This is a genomic window from Synechococcus sp. MIT S9220 (assembly GCF_014304815.1).
Classification (GTDB): domain Bacteria; phylum Cyanobacteriota; class Cyanobacteriia; order PCC-6307; family Cyanobiaceae; genus Synechococcus_C.
On sequence record NZ_CP047958.1, the window covers coordinates 707,425 to 729,129 of the forward strand.

The 21,705-nt window shown below is 54.0% G+C and carries 20 protein-coding genes; 11 read left to right on the forward strand and 9 right to left on the reverse strand.

Annotated elements, in window-relative coordinates; translation table 11 throughout:
• The first annotated feature begins 1,065 nt into the window (after positions 1–1,065).
• From SynMITS9220_RS03630 to SynMITS9220_RS03645, 4 genes are all read left to right on the forward strand, one after another.
• A complete protein-coding gene (locus SynMITS9220_RS03630; RefSeq protein WP_186990792.1) occupies positions 1,066–2,130 on the forward strand; it encodes a DUF1254 domain-containing protein in 1,065 nt (354 codons plus the stop codon).
• 261 nt (positions 2,131–2,391) lie between these two features.
• Complete coding sequence (locus SynMITS9220_RS03635; RefSeq protein WP_186990794.1) at positions 2,392–3,969, forward strand: DUF1254 domain-containing protein; 1,578 nt, start codon at positions 2,392–2,394, stop codon at positions 3,967–3,969.
• A gap of 37 nt (positions 3,970–4,006) precedes the next feature.
• Positions 4,007–5,560: a DUF1254 domain-containing protein gene (locus tag SynMITS9220_RS03640; RefSeq protein WP_186990796.1), complete on the forward strand. Its 1,554-nt coding sequence runs from the start codon at positions 4,007–4,009 to the stop codon at positions 5,558–5,560.
• A 100-nt stretch (positions 5,561–5,660) separates the two neighbouring features.
• On the forward strand, positions 5,661–6,026 hold the full coding sequence (locus tag SynMITS9220_RS03645; protein WP_255483205.1) for an FAD-dependent oxidoreductase: 366 nt from the start codon (positions 5,661–5,663) through the stop codon (positions 6,024–6,026).
• A 16-nt stretch (positions 6,027–6,042) separates the two neighbouring features.
• On the opposite strand, the gene SynMITS9220_RS03650 is transcribed toward SynMITS9220_RS03645, so the two are convergent.
• Positions 6,043–7,185: a hypothetical protein gene (locus SynMITS9220_RS03650; RefSeq protein ID WP_255483206.1), complete on the reverse strand. Its 1,143-nt coding sequence runs from the start codon at positions 7,183–7,185 to the stop codon at positions 6,043–6,045.
• 125 nt (positions 7,186–7,310) lie between these two features.
• Between SynMITS9220_RS03650 and SynMITS9220_RS03655 the strand changes: the two genes are divergently transcribed.
• Together SynMITS9220_RS03655 and SynMITS9220_RS03660 are read left to right on the forward strand one after the other, a co-directional pair.
• Positions 7,311–8,336 carry a neuromedin U gene (locus tag SynMITS9220_RS03655; RefSeq protein WP_255483207.1) on the forward strand — a complete coding sequence of 342 codons (1,026 nt, stop codon included), beginning with the start codon at positions 7,311–7,313 and terminating at the stop codon, positions 8,334–8,336.
• A gap of 179 nt (positions 8,337–8,515) precedes the next feature.
• Positions 8,516–9,364 (forward strand): formylglycine-generating enzyme family protein, encoded by an 849-nt coding sequence (locus SynMITS9220_RS03660; RefSeq protein ID WP_186990798.1) that lies wholly within the window; start codon positions 8,516–8,518, stop codon positions 9,362–9,364.
• Here SynMITS9220_RS03660 and SynMITS9220_RS03665 read toward each other — a convergent pair.
• Positions 9,356–9,724 (reverse strand): hypothetical protein, encoded by a 369-nt coding sequence (locus SynMITS9220_RS03665; RefSeq protein ID WP_186990800.1) that lies wholly within the window; start codon positions 9,722–9,724, stop codon positions 9,356–9,358. The genes SynMITS9220_RS03660 and SynMITS9220_RS03665 overlap by 9 nt on opposite strands.
• 225 nt (positions 9,725–9,949) lie before the next feature.
• On the opposite strand from SynMITS9220_RS03665, the gene SynMITS9220_RS03670 reads away from it, so the two are divergent.
• Complete coding sequence (locus tag SynMITS9220_RS03670; protein ID WP_255483208.1) at positions 9,950–12,415, forward strand: arylsulfatase; 2,466 nt, start codon at positions 9,950–9,952, stop codon at positions 12,413–12,415.
• A gap of 80 nt (positions 12,416–12,495) precedes the next feature.
• Here the strand turns inward: SynMITS9220_RS03670 and SynMITS9220_RS03675 are convergent, their stop codons facing one another.
• From SynMITS9220_RS03675 to SynMITS9220_RS03685, 3 genes are read right to left on the reverse strand one after another with little or no spacing between them, the layout of a single operon-like run.
• Positions 12,496–13,104 carry a hypothetical protein gene (locus SynMITS9220_RS03675; RefSeq protein WP_186990802.1) on the reverse strand — a complete coding sequence of 203 codons (609 nt, stop codon included), beginning with the start codon at positions 13,102–13,104 and terminating at the stop codon, positions 12,496–12,498.
• A gap of 9 nt (positions 13,105–13,113) precedes the next feature.
• Positions 13,114–13,986, reverse strand: a complete 873-nt coding sequence (locus SynMITS9220_RS03680; protein WP_186990805.1) for a bile acid:sodium symporter family protein — start codon at positions 13,984–13,986, stop codon at positions 13,114–13,116.
• A 45-nt stretch (positions 13,987–14,031) separates the two neighbouring features.
• A complete protein-coding gene (locus tag SynMITS9220_RS03685; RefSeq protein ID WP_186990807.1) occupies positions 14,032–14,412 on the reverse strand; it encodes a YidH family protein in 381 nt (126 codons plus the stop codon).
• A 162-nt stretch (positions 14,413–14,574) separates the two neighbouring features.
• On the opposite strand from SynMITS9220_RS03685, the gene SynMITS9220_RS03690 reads away from it, so the two are divergent.
• A complete protein-coding gene (locus tag SynMITS9220_RS03690) occupies positions 14,575–14,934 on the forward strand; it encodes a DUF1622 domain-containing protein (RefSeq protein ID WP_186990809.1) in 360 nt (119 codons plus the stop codon).
• 54 nt (positions 14,935–14,988) lie between these two features.
• Here SynMITS9220_RS03690 and SynMITS9220_RS03695 read toward each other — a convergent pair whose 3' ends face one another.
• The gene (locus SynMITS9220_RS03695) at positions 14,989–17,304 is read right to left on the reverse strand and encodes an arylsulfatase (RefSeq protein WP_186990811.1); all 2,316 of its coding nucleotides are present in this window, start codon (positions 17,302–17,304) and stop codon (positions 14,989–14,991) included.
• A 109-nt stretch (positions 17,305–17,413) separates the two neighbouring features.
• Positions 17,414–18,433, reverse strand: coding sequence for a helix-turn-helix domain-containing protein (locus SynMITS9220_RS03700; protein WP_186990813.1), 1,020 nt, complete (start codon positions 18,431–18,433; stop codon positions 17,414–17,416).
• Positions 18,434–18,589: 156 nt separating this feature from the next.
• Between SynMITS9220_RS03700 and SynMITS9220_RS03705 the strand changes: the two genes are divergently transcribed.
• Positions 18,590–19,600, forward strand: a complete 1,011-nt coding sequence (locus SynMITS9220_RS03705) for a sulfotransferase (protein ID WP_186990815.1) — start codon at positions 18,590–18,592, stop codon at positions 19,598–19,600.
• 3 nt (positions 19,601–19,603) lie between these two features.
• Here the strand turns inward: SynMITS9220_RS03705 and SynMITS9220_RS03710 are convergent, their stop codons facing one another.
• Both SynMITS9220_RS03710 and SynMITS9220_RS03715 read right to left on the reverse strand, forming a co-directional pair.
• Positions 19,604–20,530 carry a hypothetical protein gene (locus SynMITS9220_RS03710; RefSeq protein WP_186990817.1) on the reverse strand — a complete coding sequence of 309 codons (927 nt, stop codon included), beginning with the start codon at positions 20,528–20,530 and terminating at the stop codon, positions 19,604–19,606.
• Positions 20,527–21,024 (reverse strand): hypothetical protein, encoded by a 498-nt coding sequence (locus tag SynMITS9220_RS03715; protein ID WP_186990819.1) that lies wholly within the window; start codon positions 21,022–21,024, stop codon positions 20,527–20,529. The genes SynMITS9220_RS03710 and SynMITS9220_RS03715 overlap by 4 nt, the downstream gene beginning before the upstream one ends.
• 123 nt (positions 21,025–21,147) lie before the next feature.
• Here SynMITS9220_RS03715 and SynMITS9220_RS03720 point away from each other — a divergent pair, with 123 nt between their 5' ends.
• Together SynMITS9220_RS03720 and SynMITS9220_RS03725 are read left to right on the forward strand one after the other, a co-directional pair.
• Positions 21,148–21,432, forward strand: coding sequence for a hypothetical protein (locus SynMITS9220_RS03720; protein WP_186990821.1), 285 nt, complete (start codon positions 21,148–21,150; stop codon positions 21,430–21,432).
• Positions 21,404–21,697 (forward strand): hypothetical protein, encoded by a 294-nt coding sequence (locus SynMITS9220_RS03725; protein ID WP_186990823.1) that lies wholly within the window; start codon positions 21,404–21,406, stop codon positions 21,695–21,697. Before SynMITS9220_RS03720 ends, SynMITS9220_RS03725 begins: the two co-directional genes overlap by 29 nt.
• The last annotated feature ends 8 nt before the right edge of the window (positions 21,698–21,705 follow it).

The following is a 21,705-nucleotide window of genomic DNA, read 5'->3' on the forward strand; positions in this document are numbered from 1 at the left end:
GTGTCATTCTCACTCCAGCACCAAGCTCTGGCCTAGGTGAGCGTCACAGGCCCAAGCTTTTGAGATCATTTCGCTGAGATCTGTCAGGTCCGTGTGATCTCTAATGGTGTTCTGTTATCTCGTGGTCTCCAGAACCACGAATCCGATCGTCAAAACAGCGTATTGCGGCTGATTTTTATGGTTTAGGGGAGCAAATACTCAATCACTTCTCCCAGATACATTTTGGGCTTCTAGCCAGCAACAATTGATCAGGGTTGACACAAAGTTGCCTGCATCATCGTCCCAGATTTTGTGGCGCAATGGATCTGAGATTAATTCAATTCCTGTCTGAATGTCGCGATGAAGAGCACGAAGCGATTGATCGTTGGTTGTCGCATGCTTTTCAGCCCGTCTCAACGACAATGGCAGCAGTGATCAGTGTTGCAAGGGGTACGACACGGCTGGCTGAGTTTCTGGGGACGACGGAATCTGCTGCCCGTCGTGCTTGATCTTTGATTATGTGATGAATGAAAGTTGATGACTTGATAGTTGTTTGCTGAGCCACGCCTCTGGAGGTTAATTGTGGCTCTATTCTTTGCATCAATCACTACTCGCGATCGATTCATCCAATTTGGGGGCAATGCCCTGAATCCTTAAGGTCATCATTTGCGATGGACCTCGAATGACCACGAGTCGGGTCGATCGGATTTCCAGCGTTCACTGGTGGTTGCCTCACAAGGATATTGGAGTGATGTTGAGACAAGCTCACTCCACGTTTAGTGATGATTTTCAGGGTGAAGAAATTCAAGACATGATGGAACAGTGGGTTGACAATGTCTGCCGACTGTCGGAAAGAGATATGCGTGATCTTCTCAGCCTGGTGAAAGAATTCACTCTGGATTAAAAGGATTTGTTGTGGCTCATCTTTGAAGTTCAATCAGAAGGAACAAAACGTTTGATGACTTCTCAAGTGAGGCCTTGTATGGCCGGGTCTGCAAGGCATTGCTAGTCAGTCCTTAGTACATACAACAACGGTCTGTGAGTAAGTCATTGAGCCAGGGAGCCTCTCTTCTTTTTGCTTCAGCGATGGGATGCGCTGCCTTGACGGGTCTCAACGGCAGAGCCGACACTTTCAGGCTGGCATCGAGTGGCCAGAGCTGCCCGCAAGCGGCGATTGAGCAGACCGCCACGGCGGTGACACCAGTTACCAAGGCCAACTATGCCTTTGCTGAAACTGAGGTGATCCTTGCTGACTACGTTCGCAAGATTGCCAAAGGCACCTGTAGTGATGGCGTGGGTGTTTTCCTTCACCAAAAGACTGCCATGGACCCTAAAGAGCGGTCCATCCTGCGCCCGAATTTCGACACGCTGTATTCCTTTGCGGTGCTGGATCTCAACAGTCCAGCCACTGTGGTGTTGCCCGACACCGATCGCTATCAGATTCTCGAGGTCGTGGACGATGAGCACTGGATTCCGCTGATCAGTGACAAGCCCGGGAGCTACAGCCTCACTCAAGACTCCATGGGCAGTCGTTATGTGTTTGCTTTCGTGAGAACTCAGGTGAACATGCAGGATCCTGAGGATCTCAAGAAAGCAGCGGCTGTGCAGGACCAGATCAAGCTTGAGCAGAGCGAGAAGGGGGCTTTTGTTGTGGGGCACAAGTACGACATGAAACAAATTCTGGCGTTGCGTGCTGACTACAACGCGCGACGGCAGCCGGAGGGGATCACCTCGGAAATGGCTTTTGGCAAGAAAGGTCAAATCAGCTCTGAGATGCGCAACTTCGGGGTTGCCATTGGCTGGGGTGGTCTTCCTAAGGAAGGCGCTGTTTATCCATTCCCCAAGGTTGTTGATTCGACAGAGCCTCAGACGCTGACTCTGAGAAACGTTCCGATTGATCCGCGGGCGTTCTGGTCAGTCACTGTTTACGATAAAGATGGGTTCTCTGTCGGAGAAAAATATAATATTAACAGTGCTTTTGCCAAGAAAAATGAGCAAGGCGACTATGTGATCCATCTCGGTGGCGATAAAAGCCAGGACAATTATCTCGATATTTATCCGGGCTGGAATGCCGCTATTCGCATCTACTCGCCAACGAAGGCTTACTTTGATGGTTCTTGGACTTCTCCTCAGTTTCAACCGGAAAAGTGATTGGAGTCGTAGGAGTTTGGGTTAGGTCTCTTTCTCAAGCTCCACGCTGTTTCGTCTGAGTTGGCTCCGGATTGTTCTCGGTGGAAATCAGTGGATTGAACGCGTGTGAGTGATGTCCGCACGCGTTTTTTGTGGCTGTTTGCAAGCGGCTGAAAAGCGGCGGAGATCTGCCTGATCCCATTTGGGCGAATTTCATTTGGCTGCGCAGTCGCATCGTTTGATTTTCTTTAAACAAAAAAAGAACGCTCCGTACGGCAGTCAATGAAAGGATTTGCGAGCAGTCTGCGCAAAAGGTCTTCCGCTGTTTTTCTTGCCTCAGCTTTCGCTGCCAGTTTGTGTGCGCCAGTTCTGGCGCAGAGCACGGCCAACACCTCCGGCCCTGTCCCCAAGGGTTACACCACGCCAATTCCTGCTGAGCTGTTCACGCCTGATCAGGTGGACACCAGTGCAGGCACGTTTCGCTTTTTCGACGGCATGCCGGATGCCGCCACGGTTGATGCCAGTTTTGACTACCTCAAATTCATCCGCGCTTATGAGACGTTTCTCACGCTGATGCCGGCTGCCAGCATCGAGATGATGCGTGTCGGTCATGCGCAGCAGGGGGTCGACGACTACACGAAGGTCATGTTGATGGCCCCGCTGAATTCCAACCCGCTCTTCCTGACAGGAAACACCGACACGGTGTACGGCTCCGCCTTCTTCAATCTGAAGGACACGGGGCCGATGGTGATTGAAATCCCAGCTGGCCTCGGTCCTGGCACGATCAATGACGCCTACTTCAGATTTGTGGCCGATACAGGTGCTCCCGGCCCAGATCGGGGCAAAGGCGGCAAGTATCTGATCCTGGGGCCCGACGATGCAGAGCCCGCGAACACCGAGGGATACTTCGTATTTCGTTCACCCAGTTACTCCAACTGGTTGATCATGCGTGCTTTTCTCGATGATCAAGGCAAGCCTGATCAGGCGGTTGCCAATTATGAAAACGGCGTACGTCTTTATCCCCTCTCGCGGAAAGACAACCCTCCGGCGATGACTTTTGTGCAAGGAGGCGATCTCGTCTTCAACACGGTGCATGCCAATAACTTCCACTTCTTCGAGGAGCTGAACACGGTGATTCAGCGTGAACCGGTCGATCTGTTTGACCCAGAACTGCTCGGACTGGCTTCGGCGATCGGACTTGAAAAAGGCAAACCTTTCAACCCCAGTGCTGAGGATCGCAGGATTCTCGAGGAAGCTGTGCAGGTGGGAGTTGCTTATGTGCGCTCCGACATGGGTAAGCCTCGGAATCGCGACGTCTACTTCTATGAGGACAAGCAGTGGTTCAGTCCTTTTGCCGGCGGAAGCCATGAATGGCTGATCGATGGCGGTAGGGGTGGCAGAAATCTTGATGCCAGAAGCAATTTTTTCTGGGGTTACACCGTCAACACTCCTGCCATGGTGCTGAAGATGGTCGGTGCCGGATCTCAGTACGGCGTTGTGGCCACTGATGCCGATGGCGTCTTTCTCGATGGCAGTAAGACCTACAAGTTCACGGTGGATGCCAACGTGCCTGCCAAGGATTTCTGGTCGATGGTGGTTTACGACCCCCAGACGCGTTCTGAATTGCAAACGCCCCAGATGCTGCCCAGCAAAAACAGCAAGCGCAACAAAGACATGGTGGTGAACGCCAATGGCAGCATTGATCTCTACTTCGGTCCCACTGCGCCGCAGGGCAAGGAAGCTAACTGGATTCAGACCATTCCCGGTAAGGGATGGTTTGGAATTTTCCGTTTTTACGGACCGCTGGAGCCTTGGTTCGACAAGACCTGGCAGCTCAACGACATTCAGCCTCTCGGTTGAGACCTGAACCCATCAACACCACGATTCATTCTCAACCATGACTCCTTTCACTCGTTTCCCTTCTGCTCTCCTTTCCGCATTGTTGCTTGCCTGCAGCGGTTCAGCCTTGCAGGCCGCTGACGTTGTTCCCAAGGGCTACAACACCACCATTCCTGAGGATGTGTTGACACCCAACAGGGTGCAGACCCGGATCGGTACGTTCAACTATTTCGATGGCTTCCCCGATGACGACACGATGGCCAAGGCCCGCCGTCAGGTGGATCTTGGCCGTGGTGTGCAGACCTTCCTGAACTTCATGCCGGCGGCATCGCTCGAGATGCTCTACGTGGGGCACCGTGATGGCTACGGCATGCAGGTGAACCGCGATATCGGCTTGTTTGAAGAGCTGATGAGTTCCCGGTCGCTCTGGTTGACCGGCAATACCGACACTGTTTACGCCACGGCATTCCTGGATCTCTCCAACGGTCCCATTGTGGTTGAGGTGCCAGCTGGCACAGGCCCCGGCACGGTGAACGATGCATTCTTCCGCTTTGTGGTGGACATGGGTGGCCCGGGACCAGACCGTGGTCAGGGCGGAAAATATCTGATTATCGGTCCAGGCCAGACCACTCCGGCCAACACCGATGGCTATTTCGTGGCCAATACTCCCAGCAAGATCAACTGGTTGATCCTGCGCGGTTTTCTCGATGATGAGGGCAAAACAGATACCGCCAGAAATGCCTTCAAGGGTGGGTTGAAGGTCTACCCCTACGCACTACGAGCCAATCCTCCAGCCAACAATTTCAAGAACCTCACGGACTGGGAGACCAACACGATCCATGCCAACAACTTCAAGTTCTATGAGGAGCTTGATGAGGTGATTCAACGGGAGCCTTCCGACCTGTTCTCTCCTGAACTGCTGGGTATGGCATCATCGATCGGGATTGAGAAAGGCAAGCCGTTCAACCCTTCACCGGAGCAGAAAGCGCTGCTCACCGAGGCCGTCGCCATCGGCAACGCCACGGCGCGTTCGATTCTGTTCGGCCCTAAAGATCCCAAGAACTTCATCTACCCCGGCAAGGCTGGGTACTGGCAGACCGGCTTCCCGGGCGGCAGTCATGAATATCTGGTGAACAAGGGCAACGGTGGTCGCGATATGGATGGCCGCACGTTGTTCTTCTATCTGGCAACGGTGAACACACCAGCCATGGCTCTGGAGATTCCAGGTGTGGGGTCCCAGTACGCCTTCAGCTCGAGAGACGGCAGTGGTGCTTATCTCAATGGCTCCAACACCTACAAACTCAATATTCCAGCGAATCCTCCGGCTCAGAAGTTCTGGTCGTTTGTGGTCTATGACCCTCAGACGCGTTCAATGCTGCAGACCGGCGACATGCCCTATCCCAGCAAGAACAACAAGCGCAACGCCGATATGGTGAAAAATGCTGATGGCAGCATTGATCTCTATTTCGGCCCGCAAGCACCGGCTGGGATGGAGGTCAACTGGGTGAAGACCGTGCCAGGCAAGGGATGGTTCGGCATTTTCCGTCTCTACGGCCCGGGGCAAGAGTGGTTTGACCGCACCTGGAAACTTGGCGATATCGAAAAGGTCTGATTTCGTCTCGACCTCACACACCCTGTTGATTGAATTCGGGCGGGTTCCTTCCGCCCGAGCTGATTCAGACAGACCATTGACTGATTTTTTGATTGTGACCATGACAACCGTTGATGTGGTGGTGATCGGTGGTGGCTTTGCCGGCGTGACCGCTGCCCGTGATCTGCGGAAGCGTGGATTGAACGTGCTGGTGCTCGAGGCGCGCGATCGTTTGGGTGGTCGCACCTGGAGTACCGATCGCAACGGATTTCACGTGGAGCTTGGCGGCACCTGGATTCACTGGACCCAACCCTTTGTGTGGGCCGAAAAGGAACGCTATTGCCTGGAGATTCAGGAAACGCCTGGCTGTGTCGCCGAGCGGGTGACAATGGCGAGGGTTGGCGCGGCTTTATTGAAGGCGCCATTTCCAGTGGATCCAAGACAGCAGTGGCTGTGGCCGCAAGCCTCAACCGATGAAATCCAGTGAGGCACGGCAGTGCTGATCAATCAAACAGCCAGCGCAGGCCGAAGTTGATACCGCTCTGAGCGGAGGTGTATCCATTACCGGATCCGCCCCCGGCATAGTCGAGCCCGAAATACTTGTAAGAAAGCGAGGCTTGCGCTGAATTGCCCAGGGCGTAAGCGATTCCTGCCTGTGCTGTTCCGGTGAGGTCCCGTTCTCCTGCCAATCCGAAACCACCGGCATCGAGATAAGCAAAAGCCTGCCAGTCTTCGCTGATGGCATAGGTGGCGAGCATGCCGATCAGTGGTTGGACCCAGGTGTTAGCCCAGGTATCACTTGCTGAATTTTCAAATTCCTTGGTTTGTGTTCTGCTGAAATTTTTTCCATTGGCGGAAAGTGTGGTATCTCCTTCAACATCAAGAGTTGTAGTCATCCAACCATCAATGAATCTGGCACCAACGAAGCCGACAAAACTAGTACTTCCTTGTTTCATCTTTGGCTTTTGAATGGCTCCAGCGCGGTAACGAACTGCCAGATCATAAATAAATTGGCTTGTCTCTACAGTGGCATCAATTTTTCCTTTGGAATTCACTTTGATCCGATCAGAGGTAATCCCAAGTTTCTTTCGGAGTGGATTGGTCGTTTTCCAGCTCACCGCATTGTCTGATTGATAAGCAGCGCCATAGTTGACCCCTGAGTAGATACCGAAACGTCCATATTCGGCAGATGCTTTAAAGGTTAATCCCATTCTGGTGCTCGCCAAGACATCCGCTAGGGATGAATGTGCATCCACTGGATTGCCGCCGTTCAGTTGGGTTGTTGTATTGGTTGAGAGGGGTGCAAAGGCATACAAGTCAAGATAAACGCGCCAGGAATCTTCCTCGTCTTGTTCGTCTTCGCTTTCAGAAGCACTTTCGTTGGATTGGCTCAGGATCAAGGGTTCCATCACACCCGCAGCGTCGGAGTCGTTCCCTTCGTTGATCTCAGCATTCAGAATTTGTGGCTCAGATTGATCGGCTGAATCAGCTCCGCCGACTTGGGCTTGGCTGTTGTTTTTAGCCAGTGCAGCAACGTCTGAGTGGTCGATTTGAATCTCAATAGACTTGTCCTGAGGTTGTGCTACGGCCTCCGCGCATAGGGCGCTTAGTGGTGTAAGGAGTGCGAGGGGTAGATAACGAACCACGAAGACAATGGAGACTGGCCGAACCGTAGGAGCATGATTGAAGTCGTGCAGCTTGATCTGATCCCAATCGTGCGGATTTTTTGAGAACAGTCTTGGCCTAATTGCGAAAAGGTATTTAATATCGCATGTTTTTAAATTTGCTGATGGGCTCGCTTTTTCGTCAAAGTTTTCGTTTCATCGGCTTGTGGAGCTTTGCCGCCCTTCTGCTCCCCTTGGCTGTTGAAGCGCGAGAACCGTCGGAGTTTTTAGTTGATGAGAACGTTGAATTTGATTTCACGCCGCTCGTCTTAGGCGACTTTGCACAGGCACCAGCTAGCTCACAAGAGCCTGGTACTGACAATCAGCCGGTCACGGTGACTCCTGGTGAATCAGCCTCTGCAGAGGATGCCTCGTTGGCGAAAGCGGCGCAGAACCCGATTGCAAGTTTGATCAGTCTGCCGATTCAGTGGAATAGCACTCCGAGCAGCCAATGGGCTCCGAATGTTATTGATCCGGATGCCAAGCACAATCAGACTCAGAATGTTGTCAACGTGCAACCCGTTGTTCCCTTCAAGGTAAGTGAAGGGCTAACGCTGGTGACCCGAACGATTGTTCCGTTCATCTCTCAGCCATCGGCTCGTGGCACCAGCATCCAGGGCTTGGGTGACATCAATCCTTCGGTCTTTTTTGTGCCGACTTTGAAGGGAAATTTCACCGTCGGGGTGGGTCCAACATTGATTATTCCCTCTGCAACCGATTCAGGGCTGGGCTCGGGACGCTGGAGTGCTGGTCCTACAGGGGTTCTGGTTTACAGCAAAGGAAAAGTTGTTGCCGGTGGTTTGATTAATAATGTTTGGTCATTCGCCGGTGGTGGTAAAAAAGATGTCAATACGATGTTGATTCAGCCGTTTTTGAATTACAACCTTCCCAAGGGGTGGTACCTCACAAGTTCTCCAATTATTACCGCCAATTGGATGAATGAAGACAATAAAGGTTGGATGGTTCCAGTTGGTGCTGGTGTTGGACGTGTTTTTAAACTTGGAACTCAGCCCATCAATGCTTCCCTCAGCGCTTATTACAATCTTGTCAAGCCTGAGATTTCTGGTGAAACGCTTGCCGGAGACTGGACATTCCGGCTTCAGGCCCAATTCCTGTTCCCGACAGGGGGCTGAATCAGTCTGAAAGACTTGATTCCCTCCTGGTGAAGCACCTTGCTTAAGTCGTTTTGACTCAAGCAAGGTGCTTTTTCTTTGAAGACGTTTCATGTCTGCTCACAAATTGTGATCTTTGCAGCTCTCTCATCTTCGCTTCAATACCCTGAATTCATTGATTAATTGATTGATTCATTGACATGGCTGACCGACGCGATCAGATGATCACGATCCCTGCAGGTAACTATTCGATTGGATCTGATTCTTTTTATCCGGAGGAGGCCCCAGTTCGTTCAATTGAGATCCGCTCATTCTTGATCGATGCCGCTCCGGTGACCAATGCCGAGTTTGCGCGTTTCGTCTCGGAGACCGGCTACGTCACCGTTTCGGAAAAGCCACCCGATCCTGTGCTGTATCCGAATCTTCCACCGGACCAGCAGAATCCAGAGTCGGCGGTGTTCATTCCGCCTCCGCCTTCGGTCGATCGCAATCAACCGATGTCTTGGTGGGCCTTGATTGAGGGAGCCGATTGGAAGCATCCCCAGGGGCCTGATTCAGGAATCGACGACTTGATGGATCACCCTGTGGTGCATCTCGCCTACGACGATGTGCTGGCCTATGCCCAGTGGGTCGGCAAACGTCTGCCGACCGCTGAAGAGTGGGAGGTGGCTGCCAGAGGTGGTCTGGAGGAGCAGAACTACTCCTGGGGTGAAGAGATGACGCCCGATGGTCAGTGGCTGGCCAATGTTTGGCAGGGGCAGTTCCCCTGGACAAACGAACAAACGGATGGATGGTTCTGGACGTCTCCCGTGGGGACATTCCCGCCCAACGGCTATGGACTGATCGACATGTGCGGCAATGTGTGGGAGTGGACCTCCACATTGTTCCCCGTTGCCAAGGGTGAACAGGAGCGGAGGATCATCAAGGGCGGATCATTTCTGTGCGCCGAGAACTATTGCCATCGCTTCAGGCCGGCAGCCTTGATGGGGCAGACCACCGACACGGCAACCTGCCATATGGGCTTCCGTTGTGCGGCTGATTCAGCCTGAGATATGGGCGAACTGGTCACGAACCATCAGTCCGCCAAGAACTATGTGAATAAGGGCACCGGTCCAGACCGCAGCCCCGCCTGATAGCTGCTGAGAGCTCAGGGTGATGAGCAGCACTGCGGCGCTGCAGTTGTAAAGCAGCAGCCCCCGTTTTGCGGGTAACGCACAGGGGGATTCCCAGCAGGCCACGCCAAGTCCGAGCAGCGCCAGGCCATAGAGCTGCATGAGACGTTCGGCTGCGGCAGAGGATTCTGCGTTGAACAGCAAGGGCATCACCACAGAAGGCAGCAACAGCAGAGTGATGCCTGTGATCAGTTCAATGGCACTGGCTAAGCGGTAAAGCGTGGAGCGAGTAGGCAAGGCATTCTCCTCAAGCAGCTCTCATTCAGAAAGCTAGGTCTGCTGTTCGGCTCGGACCGGATGGTTGGTCCCAATTGGGCAGATCTAAGCAATGTCTCATTCGCCAGTCAGCACCTGCAGCTAGCAGAAGGTGATGTCTCTTATCCCTTGGCCTTGTTGAGAATCATGCCTCTTGAGAGGGTCCTCTAACCGGCAGTGCCTGCTGAGTTGAATGCGAGGCCTTCCTTGGCCCGTACGTCTGTTCACTTCTTCATTCGCTTTATCAGCATGCTTGATCAAGTCAATGTGTCCAAGCTGATCCGCCATCTCGCTGTGGGTAGTGGATTGCTGTTGCTCGCAAGCCTTTCCACCTCCTGTACGGATCAGAAGCAGGCCTTGGGTGGAAACCTGGATCGGACCAATTTGCCGATTGCCGAGCCAAAGCCTGAAAAGGTCACCAAGGCTCTCCCTTCTGAGGTCCCATTGCCTCCACAGTTTGAGGTGACGGCACCCAAGGATGCCCCCAATGTGGTGATCATTCTTCTCGATGATGTGGGTTTTGCCGCACCCTCTGCCTTTGGCGGTGCGGTGAACATGCCGACGGCGGAAAAGCTGGCTGATAATGGCCTGCGCTACAACAAATTCCACACCACAGCTCTCTGTGCGCCGACCAGGGCGGCTTTGAAATCCGGACGCAATCACCACAAGGTGAATATGGGCTCGATCCCAGAGATCGCAACCGGTTATGCGGGTAATTCCACCGTGGTGCCGGATTATGCCCAGCCGGTTGCTGAGATTCTCCGATTGAACGGCTACAACACTGGTGCCTTCGGCAAGTGGCATGAAACGCCAGGCAGGGAGACCACGGCAGCCGGCCCCCAGACCCGTTGGCCAACGCGCCAGGGATTCGAGAAGTTCTACGGCTTTGTTGGGGCGGAAGACAACATGTGGGATCCAACGATCCACGATGGTGTCACCGTTGTGGATGCACCGAAGAAAGAGGGGTATCACTTCACTGCAGACATGACCGATCAGGCGATCGGTTGGATGCGGCAGCAGAAATCGATCAAACCGGATAAACCATTTTTCATCTATTACTCATCCGCCGGTTCTCACTCCCCTCACCATGTGAGCAAGGAATGGATTGCCAAATACAAAGGCAAGTTCGACGAAGGCTGGGATGTTCTGCGCGAGCGCAATCTTCAGAATCAGATCAAGGCAGGGATTGTTCCTGAAGGCACTCAGATGGCCAAGGCGCCAGACAGCATTCCCAAATGGGACAGCCTCACGCCACAACAACAGAAAATCTATGCACGTCAGGCCGAAGTTTTTGCTGCCTTCACGGAGTATTCAGATTATGAAGCTGGCCGTTTGATCCAGGCGATTGAGGATCTTGGCGAGCTTGATAACACGTTGGTGATTTATATCACTGGTGATAATGGCGCCAGCCCCGAAGGGGATAGAACTGGTCAGTGGAATTGGAACCACTACCTCAATGGCGTTGCAGAAACGCCTGACGAACAGGAGGCCAAGCTTGAGGAGTGGGGTGGTCCCACCACCTATCCCATGTATCACATGGGCTGGGCGATCGCCTTCAATTCACCCTTTGCTCTCTCCAAGCAAGTCGCAGGTGATTTCGGTGGAACACGCAACGGTACGGTGATTCATTGGCCGAAACGCATTCAACAAGGTGGTGGTCTACGCACACAGTTCTCGCATGTGAATGATGTGGCCCCAACAATTCTTGAGGCGGCCAATCTGCCGATGCCCAACACAATCAATGGCATTGATCAGATCCCAATGCAAGGAACCAGTCTGATTTATACCTTTGACAATCCAGACGCCAAAGAAAAGCACAATACGCAGTATTTTGAGATTATTGGTAATCGAGGCATCTATCACAACGGCTGGATGGCGCGCACAACAGTGATGTATCCCTGGATGGCGCCGAAAAGAATGAATCCGGTTGCTGCAGATTCTGGTTGGCAGCTGTTTGACACAACCAAGGATTTCAGCCTCTCGAATGATCTCGCCGATCAGGAACCGGACCGCCTTGTTGCCATGAAGAAGAAGTTCATGGAAGAGGCCATTGCAAATCAGGTGTTGCCGCTGGATGATCGTCTGCTCGAGCGTCTTGTTCCTTCTGTTGCTGGTCGGCCGACACTTTTGGGTGATCGGACGTCCATGGATTTGTATCCCTATGCCTGGAACATGGTCGAGGACTCGATCCTCAACGTGAAGAACACCTCCAGCAGCATTACGGCTCAGTTGGATGTGAAGCCAGGCCAGAAAGAGAATGGAGTGATCTTCTCCCAGGGCGGTCGCTTTGGTGGTTGGTCTCTGTATGTGGAGAACAATGTGCCTGCTTACACCTACAACTACATGGGTAAGTTGTATACTTTCACCAGCAATCAGTCTTTGCCAGTCGGCCAATCTCAGCTTCGTTTTGAGATCGACTACGACGGTGGCGGTGTTGGTAAAGGTGCCGATGTGCGGATGAAGATCAATGATCAAGTGGTTGCACTTGGTCGCATTGATCAGACCATCGCGTCTCGATTCTCCATTGATGAAGGCGCTGATGTTGGTCTCGATCGTGGCTCGGCGGTCACGGTCAAGACGATTGGTCCTCGTCGTTACAGCGCCTATGGCGGACTGATTGACAAGGTCACTCTTGAGATTTACCCCAAGGAGACGGATGCCAAGAAGAGCTGATTGAATTGATTCATCAGCTTTTGGATGTTGATGTTGCTCTTCGGAGCAGCATCACCTTTTTTGATGCGCTTTGGATTGGATTAATGCGGTTGATTGCGTTGGTAGGTTTTCAAGCGATGACTGATCCAACCAGGTCCAACCAGGCCGAGAATGATGATGGTTAGTGATGTGGTGAGCCTGCTGGAGAGTGTGCGTGCTTCTTCAAGGCCATTGAATACAAAAGCAATCGCTACTAAAACACCAAACACTCCGGTGAATGTTCCGCTGAGCGACCTGAGCAGGTCTCCGATTGATCGGCCTTCAACAGCGTCGGGGGTGATGCCCACACGACGACCAGCAAACACGCCCGTGATTCCCAGTAAGACGACAAGGCATAGTCGTTCCCAAGGTGAGTGTGCAGCTGCTGCCGCACTTCCTTGCTGCATCTCGTTCACCATCGAGGCCGCTGTTCCAAGAAAACTTCCTGAGCAGAGCCCGATACTTCCCCACCATTGCGCTGGTGTTTTCAAGCGATTGCGTAGTCGGCTCAGCAAAATCAAAACGATGCAGCTGACCGTGACGTCTGCGAGCAGCGGTATGTTCAGATTGATGGCGTAGCCGACTACAGCTCCCAGCAGCAAGGAAGCCACGTCGGCTCCGTTGCGAGGATTCTGTTTCAGCAAATGCTCCTGATCAGATGGGGTTTTCATAGATTCGGTCTAAGCGTCTCCTGTGATCTGTTCCTGGCTTGCACTGGCCTGGCGCCATTTCATGAACGGTGCTGTACCCACTGCCGTCACGACGACGTACCCCACCGCTGCAGCTTTGAGGTCAATCGCGTTAGGAGCCATGCCTTGAATGATGAGCAGGGCAAGACCTGGATTACGCATAGAAACCACCAAAGGAAGTGTGCTGCGTTCGTCGTGGTCGTCACCTGCAATGACATATCCCAGCCCAATGCCGATCCAGGTGAGGACGAACATCAGCAAGGCTCCTCTGAGGTTGCCAATCAACATCGGCGTCACCTTCGGCAACGCCAAGATCAGGATCAGGGCCAGCAGTACCAGCAAGAGGATGCTCGCGCCTTTCTGAAACACCGGATTCCAGCGCTCAGACCATTCCGCACACCAGCGCCGCAATGACACGCCCACAAGCAGCGGAATCAGTTGCACGGTGAAGACCTGGAAGGCAACGTCCTTCGAGGCAACGCTCCAGATGGTCTCCCCCGCTTCCAATGGCAGCTGAGTGACCCATAACGGCACACTGATAATGGCGGCACAGGCAGACCAGAACTGCAATCGTGTTGCCAGCTCTGGATTTTCCGCCAACTTCCTGCTCTTCAGAGCGATCATCGGCGCGCTCGGACAGATCGCCATCAGCATCACCGCTGTTGTGATGGCAGGAGACAGACCTTGGCCGAGTGGGGTTCGCAGCAGCAGCAAAGCCGCCAGTGGCAAGACCACGCAGGTTGCCAACAAGACGCGCAAGATCAGTGCTGGTCTGTGTTTCAGCAAGTTGAACTGCAGACTGGGCAGATTCAGGCCCAGAGACACCATGATGAAAAACAGGGCCAGAGAAATCAGGATTGACATCAGACCAGAGGAAGATTCGGAAGTGGACTGGAAAGGGCTTGGAGCTCAGATAAAGCCAGACAGCAGCAGCAGAAAGGCAATTACACCAATCACCAGCACAGCTGTTGCGGTGGCAATCGAGAGCGATGGCTCATCGCGGTAGAGGTACTGGTCATTGCGCAAGCGCACCAGTTCACGTTTGTGCTGCCTTATGGCAATCAGCAAAGTGAAAATGCCCACCCCGATGAATCCCATCGACATCAGCTGCACGCCGACGTCGTTACCGCTGTTGGCCTCGCCTCCAGCATCGCGGATGGCGCTGAGGATTTTGTCGAGACCGAATCCAAAACTGATCAGAGCCAGGGCTGTTCGGATCCAGGCCAGGGTTGTGCGCTCCGCCGCGGCGCGATTTCGGGTTTTGGCCAGCTCCGTATTGGTATTGCTCATCCGTGTGGAAGGGCTGACCGCTGTCGACAGCGTAGAAATCGCTATAGATGACGTCATCCTGAACTGCTCCCAATCGTGCTTGATTGCAGCGTTTTGCTGTTGAGCAACTGGTGATCGTTGTCTTTGCCATTCACAATCACCCCAAACTGCAAGCAATCATTGATGGAATGGTCTGAACATCTGCTGACGCATTCAGCCGAAGCATTGCGCTTGATTCTTGAGTACCTGTCCGTGCTTTCTGTTGCGGTTGGCTTGATTGCGGTATTCAGTCGCGGCGGGCCTTTGCGTCTAAGGGCCATTCCACCGCATCTCATGCGGCGGGGACCACTGACTGCAGCACGCCTGACCTTCGGTGGATGGGTGGCTCTGGCGCTGGAGTTTCAGCTGGGTGCTGATGTGGTCCAAACCACCATCAGCCGCGAACCATCGGCGTTGATTCAGCTGGGAGCAGTGGCATTGGTGCGCACATTCCTGAATTACTTTTTGAGCTTGGAGCTCAAAGAAAAAGAGCAGACTCCTTAAGAAATCTGCTCCAGAGATAAGGGTTCGTGCCAATGATTTTGGCCAACTGACTTGTTAGAGGTACTCCACATTCATGGTGTGGATTGTGCCGTCGAACTTGAACGGCGCACGCTCGCGGTACTCCATTGAAACCGGAGATCCCAGTGCCTGGCCAACATCAAGGCAATCATTGGCCGTGAAGATCAAAGCTGCTGGTCTTGGCACAATGCCCTCGATCAGCAGATTGCCATTGAGGGTGCACTTGATTGACAGTGGTCCCCTTGGGTTGTCGTCAGTGTGTTGGGTCAGGATTTCCAGTTGGTGTCGCCCTGCCGCAAGTGGCTCAGAGGAACGCAGCTTGACGCGTTCAATGATGAACAGGTTGTATTCATAGGTGAGAATCCCCTGATCCATGAACACCGTGAGGCCGCCCGAATTAGCACCAAGCTTGTAAAGCACGCCACTGGCATTCTCCGGGATTTCCATGTCAATCAAGACCTTGTTGTCGAGCGCGCCGAGACGTGGTGCACAGGGCTCTGGAATTCTGGTGATGGTGCCCGGTAATTCCCACGATGTTGCTTCCGGTGCCACCTTCATCTCGGGGTGGAAGATGATGGTCCAGAGGCCGCCGCCAATCGGAAGATTTTTGTATTTGGCCGATTCCACCAGGAACAGATTTTTGAGCATCTGCAATTTTTCGGGATGCTGATCTGCGATGTTCCTGCTCTGACTCCAATCCTCCTCGAGGTTGTAGAGCTCCCAGTCGTCGGTGTCGGGGGACCAGGTGAGGATGTCGGGGTCGACTCCCTGCACCCAGGGCAGGCGAGGTCCTACGGCACCAGCGATCCAGCCATCGTGGTAAACGGAGCGTGACCCAAAGATGTCGAAGAACTGGGTCTTCAGCTGGCCAGGAGCATCAGGGGCATTGAAGGCATAGGCAAAACTGGTGCCGTGCACGGGATCCTGCGTGACACCGTTGACCATCTTGGGTGGAGTGATTCCCACCAGCTCGTAGATTGTTGGCACCAGATCGTTGCAGTGGTGGAACTGGGCGCGAGGCTTGGGATCAGGCTTGATTCCCTTGGGCCACTTAATGGCCATCGGGTTGCGGGTGCCTCCGAAGTAAGCCCCCATCAATTTCAGACCTTGATACGGCGTGCTGCCGGCCCAGGCCCAGCCTGCGTGATACATGTTGTCGACCAGCGGGGAGCCAATGGCATCTAGTCCGCCGAGGTCATCGAGCACCTTGATGTGCTCGTCGATCTCCGTGGCAATGGCGTTCTGAGCAAGCAGCTCAGAGATGGTGCCATCCTGGCCTTCTCCAGAGGAGCCATTGTCACCCCAGATGTAGACCACCAGGGTGTTTTCCTCATAGCCGAGCCGTTTAACTTCGGAGAGGATTCGACCAACCTGATGATCAGTGTGCTCAGCAAAGCCAGCCAGCACTTCCATCAGACGCGACTGGAAGGGCTTCTGGTGATCAGGAATGGAGTCCCAAGCTGCCATCCGCGGGTGGCGTGGTGTGAGCTGGGCGTTCTCCGGAATCCAGCCTTTAGCTTTGGCGTTCTTGAAGGCGCGTTCGCGGTAGGCATCCCAGCCATCGTCGAACTTGCCCTTGTATTTATCGGCCCACTCTTTGTTCACATGGTGAGGACCATGCAGGGCTCCGGAGGCCCAATACATGTAGAAGGGCTTATCGGGGCGGAGGGCCTTGTGGGTCTGCAGCCAGTTGATGGCGTCGTCAGCCAGGTCTTCACTGATGTGGTAGCCCTCCTCTGGGCTGCTCGGTGGCATCACCACTGTGGTGTTGCGCACCAGATGCGGCTCATATTGGGAAGCTTCACCTGCCAGGAAGCCATAAAAGTATTCGAATCCCAGGCCGGTTGGCCAGTTGTCGAAAGGGCCAGCAGCAGTGATTTCCGTGGCTGGTGTGTTGTGCCACTTGCCCCACGCCGCTGTTGCGTAGCCGTAGTTGCGCAGAACATCGGCTTGCAGTGCACAGCTTTTTGGAATCTTGCCTGAATAGCCATCCCAGTCGTTGGCTAATTCACAAATCTGGCCATTGCCCACAAAGGTGTGATTGCGACCAGTCAACAGAGATGCTCGTGTCGGTGAACACATCGCTGTGGTGTGGAAGCGATTGAAACCCACGCCCGCGTCTTTCACAGCCTGAAGATTCGGCGTGTGCACATCACCACCAAGACAATCCGGCAGCGCAGGGCCGGCATCGTCAATCAGTACAACAAGAATGTTGGGTGCATCGTCCGGAAGGTACTTGGGAGCAGGAAGTGGACTGTATGTTGATTCCTGCATCGTCGTTCCAGCCTTACTTCCCGACGGCCTGGAGGGAAACGGCAGGATTGAACCATCAATGTGTTGGCTAATGCTCATGGAAGAAAGGGGTGCAGTATCAGTGCCATCCTTCCGTTGGTAGCCAACATGCTTTCGCCAGCCATTGGTTTGCTGGTCAGGTGCGCACAAATGGGACCTGAAACAATTGCTACTGGTTCGCTGATTTCAACCAGGTTTCACTTGGGCTTTCAGCAAAAACTTGCTGATATGCCTTGGCAAAATGTCCACGGCTTTGAAATTTGTAGTGCTGGGCGATTTCAGTGATCGTCCTGAAGTTTTTTTCTGCACGTGCATTTGGCGAGCGCAGAATCCAATTCACTTGCTCGAGTCGCACCCTTTTCATCATCTCCATCGGACCCATGCCAAATGATTCCTTGGTCCCTTGGATCAAAGTTCGCCTAGATGAGAAGAGGGATTCACTGATTTGGTCAAGATTGAAGTCTTGCTCTGAATTCTTGAAGCCCCAAGCTACGAACTCTCTAACGAGTCTTTGTCTGGGTGAGGGATTATAGGGTAAATACATATGCTCTTCTTTGTTGGAGATTGCATCTAAGAACGATCTGTAAAGGTGATTTGTTGTCTGTCTGCGTTGTTGGCATGTGGCGGGCTGGTGCTCGAGAAAATATTGAAATCTTTGGCGAAATTGCGCATGCACTGAAGGAGAGACTTGCATTGCATTGTTCGTTTTCAGATGATCAATGAGATCTTCTGAGTCCCAATGTCTTAGAAATGCATTGAAGTGAGTGGTTGATAAGACCGCCAGATAAGTTGTGGTGTGGGCTGAGAGTTGAAAATGTGCTTCGATCTGCCCTTGGCGAAAGCCATTGAGGGAATATGTCGCGATCGGAATATTGAACAGCCGATGCTCGTCGGCTAATCCTGTGGCCTCGAAGCAAAAACTCATGCAGTCGGGACCCCTCTCTCCATTCAGCAGTAAGTGTTGATTGGTTGTCAGCTCAATAAGAACAATGCTGCCGAGGTTGGCGACCTTGAATCGCCCCTGCAGCCGCCCATGGCTGAGTTGAACGGCGTCAAAGGATTTGCCGATCAGCTTGAACAGTTGCTTGAGCTCGCTGGCGGAGTGGAAGGGTGAGTCCATGCTCTGTTGTGACTGGGCGTCCGCTGCCAGCTGGCTGGAATGTCCAGTGGTGGCAGAGGTCTTGGTCACAGAAGGTCTCAGAAGAAATGCACGATATGTGTTTTTCCGCCACTTAGCATAAATTTTTAAAAAGAACGCGCATCAATTGTGAAAATCCAGCGCTGCGTCGACCGGCAGGTGGCAGGTGGGTGTATCCCACCTGCCACCTTGGTTGCAGCTCTGGCCATGACCCGGCCTGCACCCAATCGATTGTTTCGAGGCCTGCAGCTTTGTTTGGGTGGTTTTTTGCTTCAGCCCTTCGCCTGGTTGCAGTCTCTGATTTGGGGCCGAGCTTTGACACGCCTTGAGCTGCCTGACGACCCTGTGATCGTGATCGGTCACTGGCGCAGTGGCACCACCTATCTGCATCAGTTGATGGCGGCGGACCCCGGCGCAGCCACGGCCAGGAACGCTCTCACTGTGGCTCCGCAGGCTGCTCTTGTGCTGAAGCCATTGATCATTGCTGTTCTCAATCGCTTGATGACAGCGACACGTCCGATCGATGCAGTGCCTTGGAGCGCTCTGGATCCGCAGGAAGATGAAATTGGTTTAGCTCGGCTCACCATGGATTCCCACATGGCTGGAGTGGCTTTCCCGCAGGATTACCTCAGGCATTTCCAGCGATGCACGTTATCAACCACCCGAGAATTTCAGCGGCAGCTGCTTCACTTCACTCGGATCACGTGGTTGCATGATGGCGACAGCAAGCATCACTTGTTGATCAAAAATCCAGCGCATTCAGCGCGGGTGCCCTTGTTGTTAAAGCTGTTCCCCAAGGCACGTTTTGTCTTGATGAAACGAGACCCTGCCGATGCAGTCCGTTCTCTGACGTTGGTGAAGCAGAAACTGGCGGATCTCATCGGCCTGCAGCCGGCTCCTGATCAGCAGCGGCAGGTGGAGGAAACGGCAATGGCGCACCGTTTGTTGCTTGAAGCGTTTGAATCAGCGCGACCCATGATTCCTGCCGGTCAGCTGGTGGAAGTGGACTACGCCGATCTGGTTCGATCACCAACGGCCACTGTTGCGAGGATCTATCGGGACCTCTCCATTGAGGGTTGGGATCAAGCTTGTGATGCTATCCAAGCCCGAGTAGATCGAGCGCAAACCTACAACGCTTGTCCGGTGCAGTTGGAGCCCCAGGCCGAGAGGCGTTTGCAGGAGCTGATGGCACCCGCAAACCCCTCAACCATCGACTAAGCCTTATCCACCAAAGGCCACCTGACAGGCTGCATTGAGTAGCTGGGCTTCGTTGCCGTTGTTGGGCGTTCCACCGTTGATGGTTCCTTGCCGGCAATCGGCATAGAACCTTGCTGTGGAGTCGCCGTCATCGGCTTCGAACGTCACTGTGTCACCGGTGGCGGTGACGCTGGGGTAATAGAGGGAGTACTCCGAGTCGGGCACAACGATGTAACTCACCTCGTTGCTCTGGGCAGTATTGACCAGGCTGTTGATCACTCCGAAGGTCGCCATGGTTGCCACACCCCATGCCGCTGCCCGACCTGGGTACCAACCCCAGTTGTTGTAGTAGGAGCCGCCGTACCAACCGCTGTTCCAAGGGCGGTTGTTGTACCAGTTGTTTCCGCTGTACCAACCGTTGCCGAAGCGATCCCAGTTGTTGATGGCATCGCGACGTGTATCAGAGCGGGTATTGACCCGATCGGTGCGGTTGTTCTGGCGTGAGTTGACGCGGTCGGTGCGATTGTTCTGGCGATTGGCGCTGTTGTTCCGCACTTGGTCCTGGCGGTCACTCCTGTTGCTCTGCCTGTTCCCTTGGCGGTTGGAGCTGTTAGTGCGTGCCTGACCTTGGCGGTTGCTCAGCGTGGTCTGCCTGGTGCTCTGACGACTGCTCGAACGGCTACCTGAGTGACTGCCGCTGTAGTTGCTGAATCCAGTGCGGCCACCACTTCTGGAGCTGCTACGGGAACTGCTGCGTGAGCCGCGTGAACTGCTGCGTGAGCCGCTGCCACCGCCGCGGCGTTGTGCCAGATGGATGTCCTCAATGGAGCTAGGTGTGACTGCTGATTCAGTCCCGATGGCGGCCAGACTTGCCGCCGGTTGCAGTGCGAGAACCAGACCCAGCAGGCCGGCGAGACGACGTCTGGAGGATCGGCGAGTGTTGATTGTCATTGCCTGATGGCCTCCTTCAGTCGATCACAGCCGTTGTCGAAACACGCCACATCCACGCGGCCATTCGCAGCGAAGACCATGCCCACCTTGGTGCGGCCTTGCATGGCATCACCGCTGCCCACCAACACGTCAGCGAGATATTTGGTGTTTTTCACGCAGAAGGCTTGGTTGTTGAAACAGAGCTCCTCTGCTTTGAAATCGATCGTGGCGTTCTTGACCGAGCTCCATGGTGTCGTGTTGCTGGCTCGGCCTTCGATACGCACATAGGGATCATCGATCACGCGATAACTCACGGTCTGAGATCCAAAGGTGTGGACGTATTCAGTGGTGTCGTCGACATCGGATGCCACGACAGTGCAGGAGTGGGTTTGACCTGCGCTTCTGCAGGTGGTTTCCAGGGTGTAAAGCTCCTGGGCCACCGCTGCGGATGCGCTGAGGCTGCCGAGCAAGACCGTCAGGCCCGTCAGCACCCTGCAGCGAAAGAAGCTGTGCATGGGTGTAGGGGGTCGCGGAGGATTGCAATCCTCCATTTCGACACCATGACCATGAATGGCTCGCTAGGCCGTGGTTCTGCCTGATCGGGATCAGGTCGGCTGTTCAGAGGTACCTTGGCGTTAATGAATCGTCCTTCTGTTGTGCTCCGCCCCGTCGTTGTTGCGTTGGTGCTTTTGCTCTCGTCTGCCGGTTCTGTTCATGCCCTGGAGGACTGCAGCCTGATCAAGAGGCTGATGAACACACTCGGTGCCTCAATGGCCAGCAATCGGATCTTGATTGCTTCCTCGCAACAGACGGGTGACAACAAAGCCCAGGCCGAGCAAGCGAGTGAATTGCTGTCGCGTCAGACCAGCAATTACAGGGATTTAAGGGAGGACTATGAACGCAACCGGTGTGGACTTGACTAGGAATGATGCACAGGCAGAGCGCCGTCAGCGACTGCATGAGCTGCTGCTTGCCCTGATCGCTCGCCACGAGGACATTGAGCTGATGGATGCCGACGGACCCTCCGGCTTCACCAGCTCTGGCGCGGGTGAGGGCCCAGCGGAAGCAGCACGCTGGTTGGACCGCAACCGGCGTGTGCTGCAGCACTATCAATCACTGGTGCGCACGGCAGTGACCCTCGACGCCTTGCTGGATGCTGAGCAGGTTCTTCCCTCCCGGGAGATTTAGCCGCCACC

Excerpts from the sequence above, each read along its gene's own strand:
- SynMITS9220_RS03630 (WP_186990792.1), top strand. The coding sequence starts at position 1,066 with ATGGGATGCGCTGCCTTGACGGGTCTCAACGGCAGAGCCGACACTTTC.
- SynMITS9220_RS03635 (WP_186990794.1), top strand. The coding sequence starts at position 2,392 with ATGAAAGGATTTGCGAGCAGTCTGCGCAAAAGGTCTTCCGCTGTTTTT.
- SynMITS9220_RS03640 (WP_186990796.1), top strand. The coding sequence starts at position 4,007 with ATGACTCCTTTCACTCGTTTCCCTTCTGCTCTCCTTTCCGCATTGTTG.
- SynMITS9220_RS03645 (WP_255483205.1), top strand. The coding sequence starts at position 5,661 with ATGACAACCGTTGATGTGGTGGTGATCGGTGGTGGCTTTGCCGGCGTG.
- SynMITS9220_RS03655 (WP_255483207.1), top strand. The coding sequence starts at position 7,311 with ATGTTTTTAAATTTGCTGATGGGCTCGCTTTTTCGTCAAAGTTTTCGT.
- SynMITS9220_RS03660 (WP_186990798.1), top strand. The coding sequence starts at position 8,516 with ATGGCTGACCGACGCGATCAGATGATCACGATCCCTGCAGGTAACTAT.
- SynMITS9220_RS03675 (WP_186990802.1), bottom strand. The coding sequence starts at position 13,104 with ATGAAAACCCCATCTGATCAGGAGCATTTGCTGAAACAGAATCCTCGC.
- SynMITS9220_RS03680 (WP_186990805.1), bottom strand. The coding sequence starts at position 13,986 with ATGTCAATCCTGATTTCTCTGGCCCTGTTTTTCATCATGGTGTCTCTG.
- SynMITS9220_RS03685 (WP_186990807.1), bottom strand. The coding sequence starts at position 14,412 with ATGAGCAATACCAATACGGAGCTGGCCAAAACCCGAAATCGCGCCGCG.
- SynMITS9220_RS03690 (WP_186990809.1), top strand. The coding sequence starts at position 14,575 with ATGGAATGGTCTGAACATCTGCTGACGCATTCAGCCGAAGCATTGCGC.
- SynMITS9220_RS03695 (WP_186990811.1), bottom strand. The coding sequence starts at position 17,304 with ATGAGCATTAGCCAACACATTGATGGTTCAATCCTGCCGTTTCCCTCC.
- SynMITS9220_RS03705 (WP_186990815.1), top strand. The coding sequence starts at position 18,590 with ATGACCCGGCCTGCACCCAATCGATTGTTTCGAGGCCTGCAGCTTTGT.
- SynMITS9220_RS03710 (WP_186990817.1), bottom strand. The coding sequence starts at position 20,530 with ATGACAATCAACACTCGCCGATCCTCCAGACGTCGTCTCGCCGGCCTG.
- SynMITS9220_RS03715 (WP_186990819.1), bottom strand. The coding sequence starts at position 21,024 with ATGCACAGCTTCTTTCGCTGCAGGGTGCTGACGGGCCTGACGGTCTTG.
- SynMITS9220_RS03720 (WP_186990821.1), top strand. The coding sequence starts at position 21,148 with ATGAATCGTCCTTCTGTTGTGCTCCGCCCCGTCGTTGTTGCGTTGGTG.
- SynMITS9220_RS03725 (WP_186990823.1), top strand. The coding sequence starts at position 21,404 with ATGAACGCAACCGGTGTGGACTTGACTAGGAATGATGCACAGGCAGAG.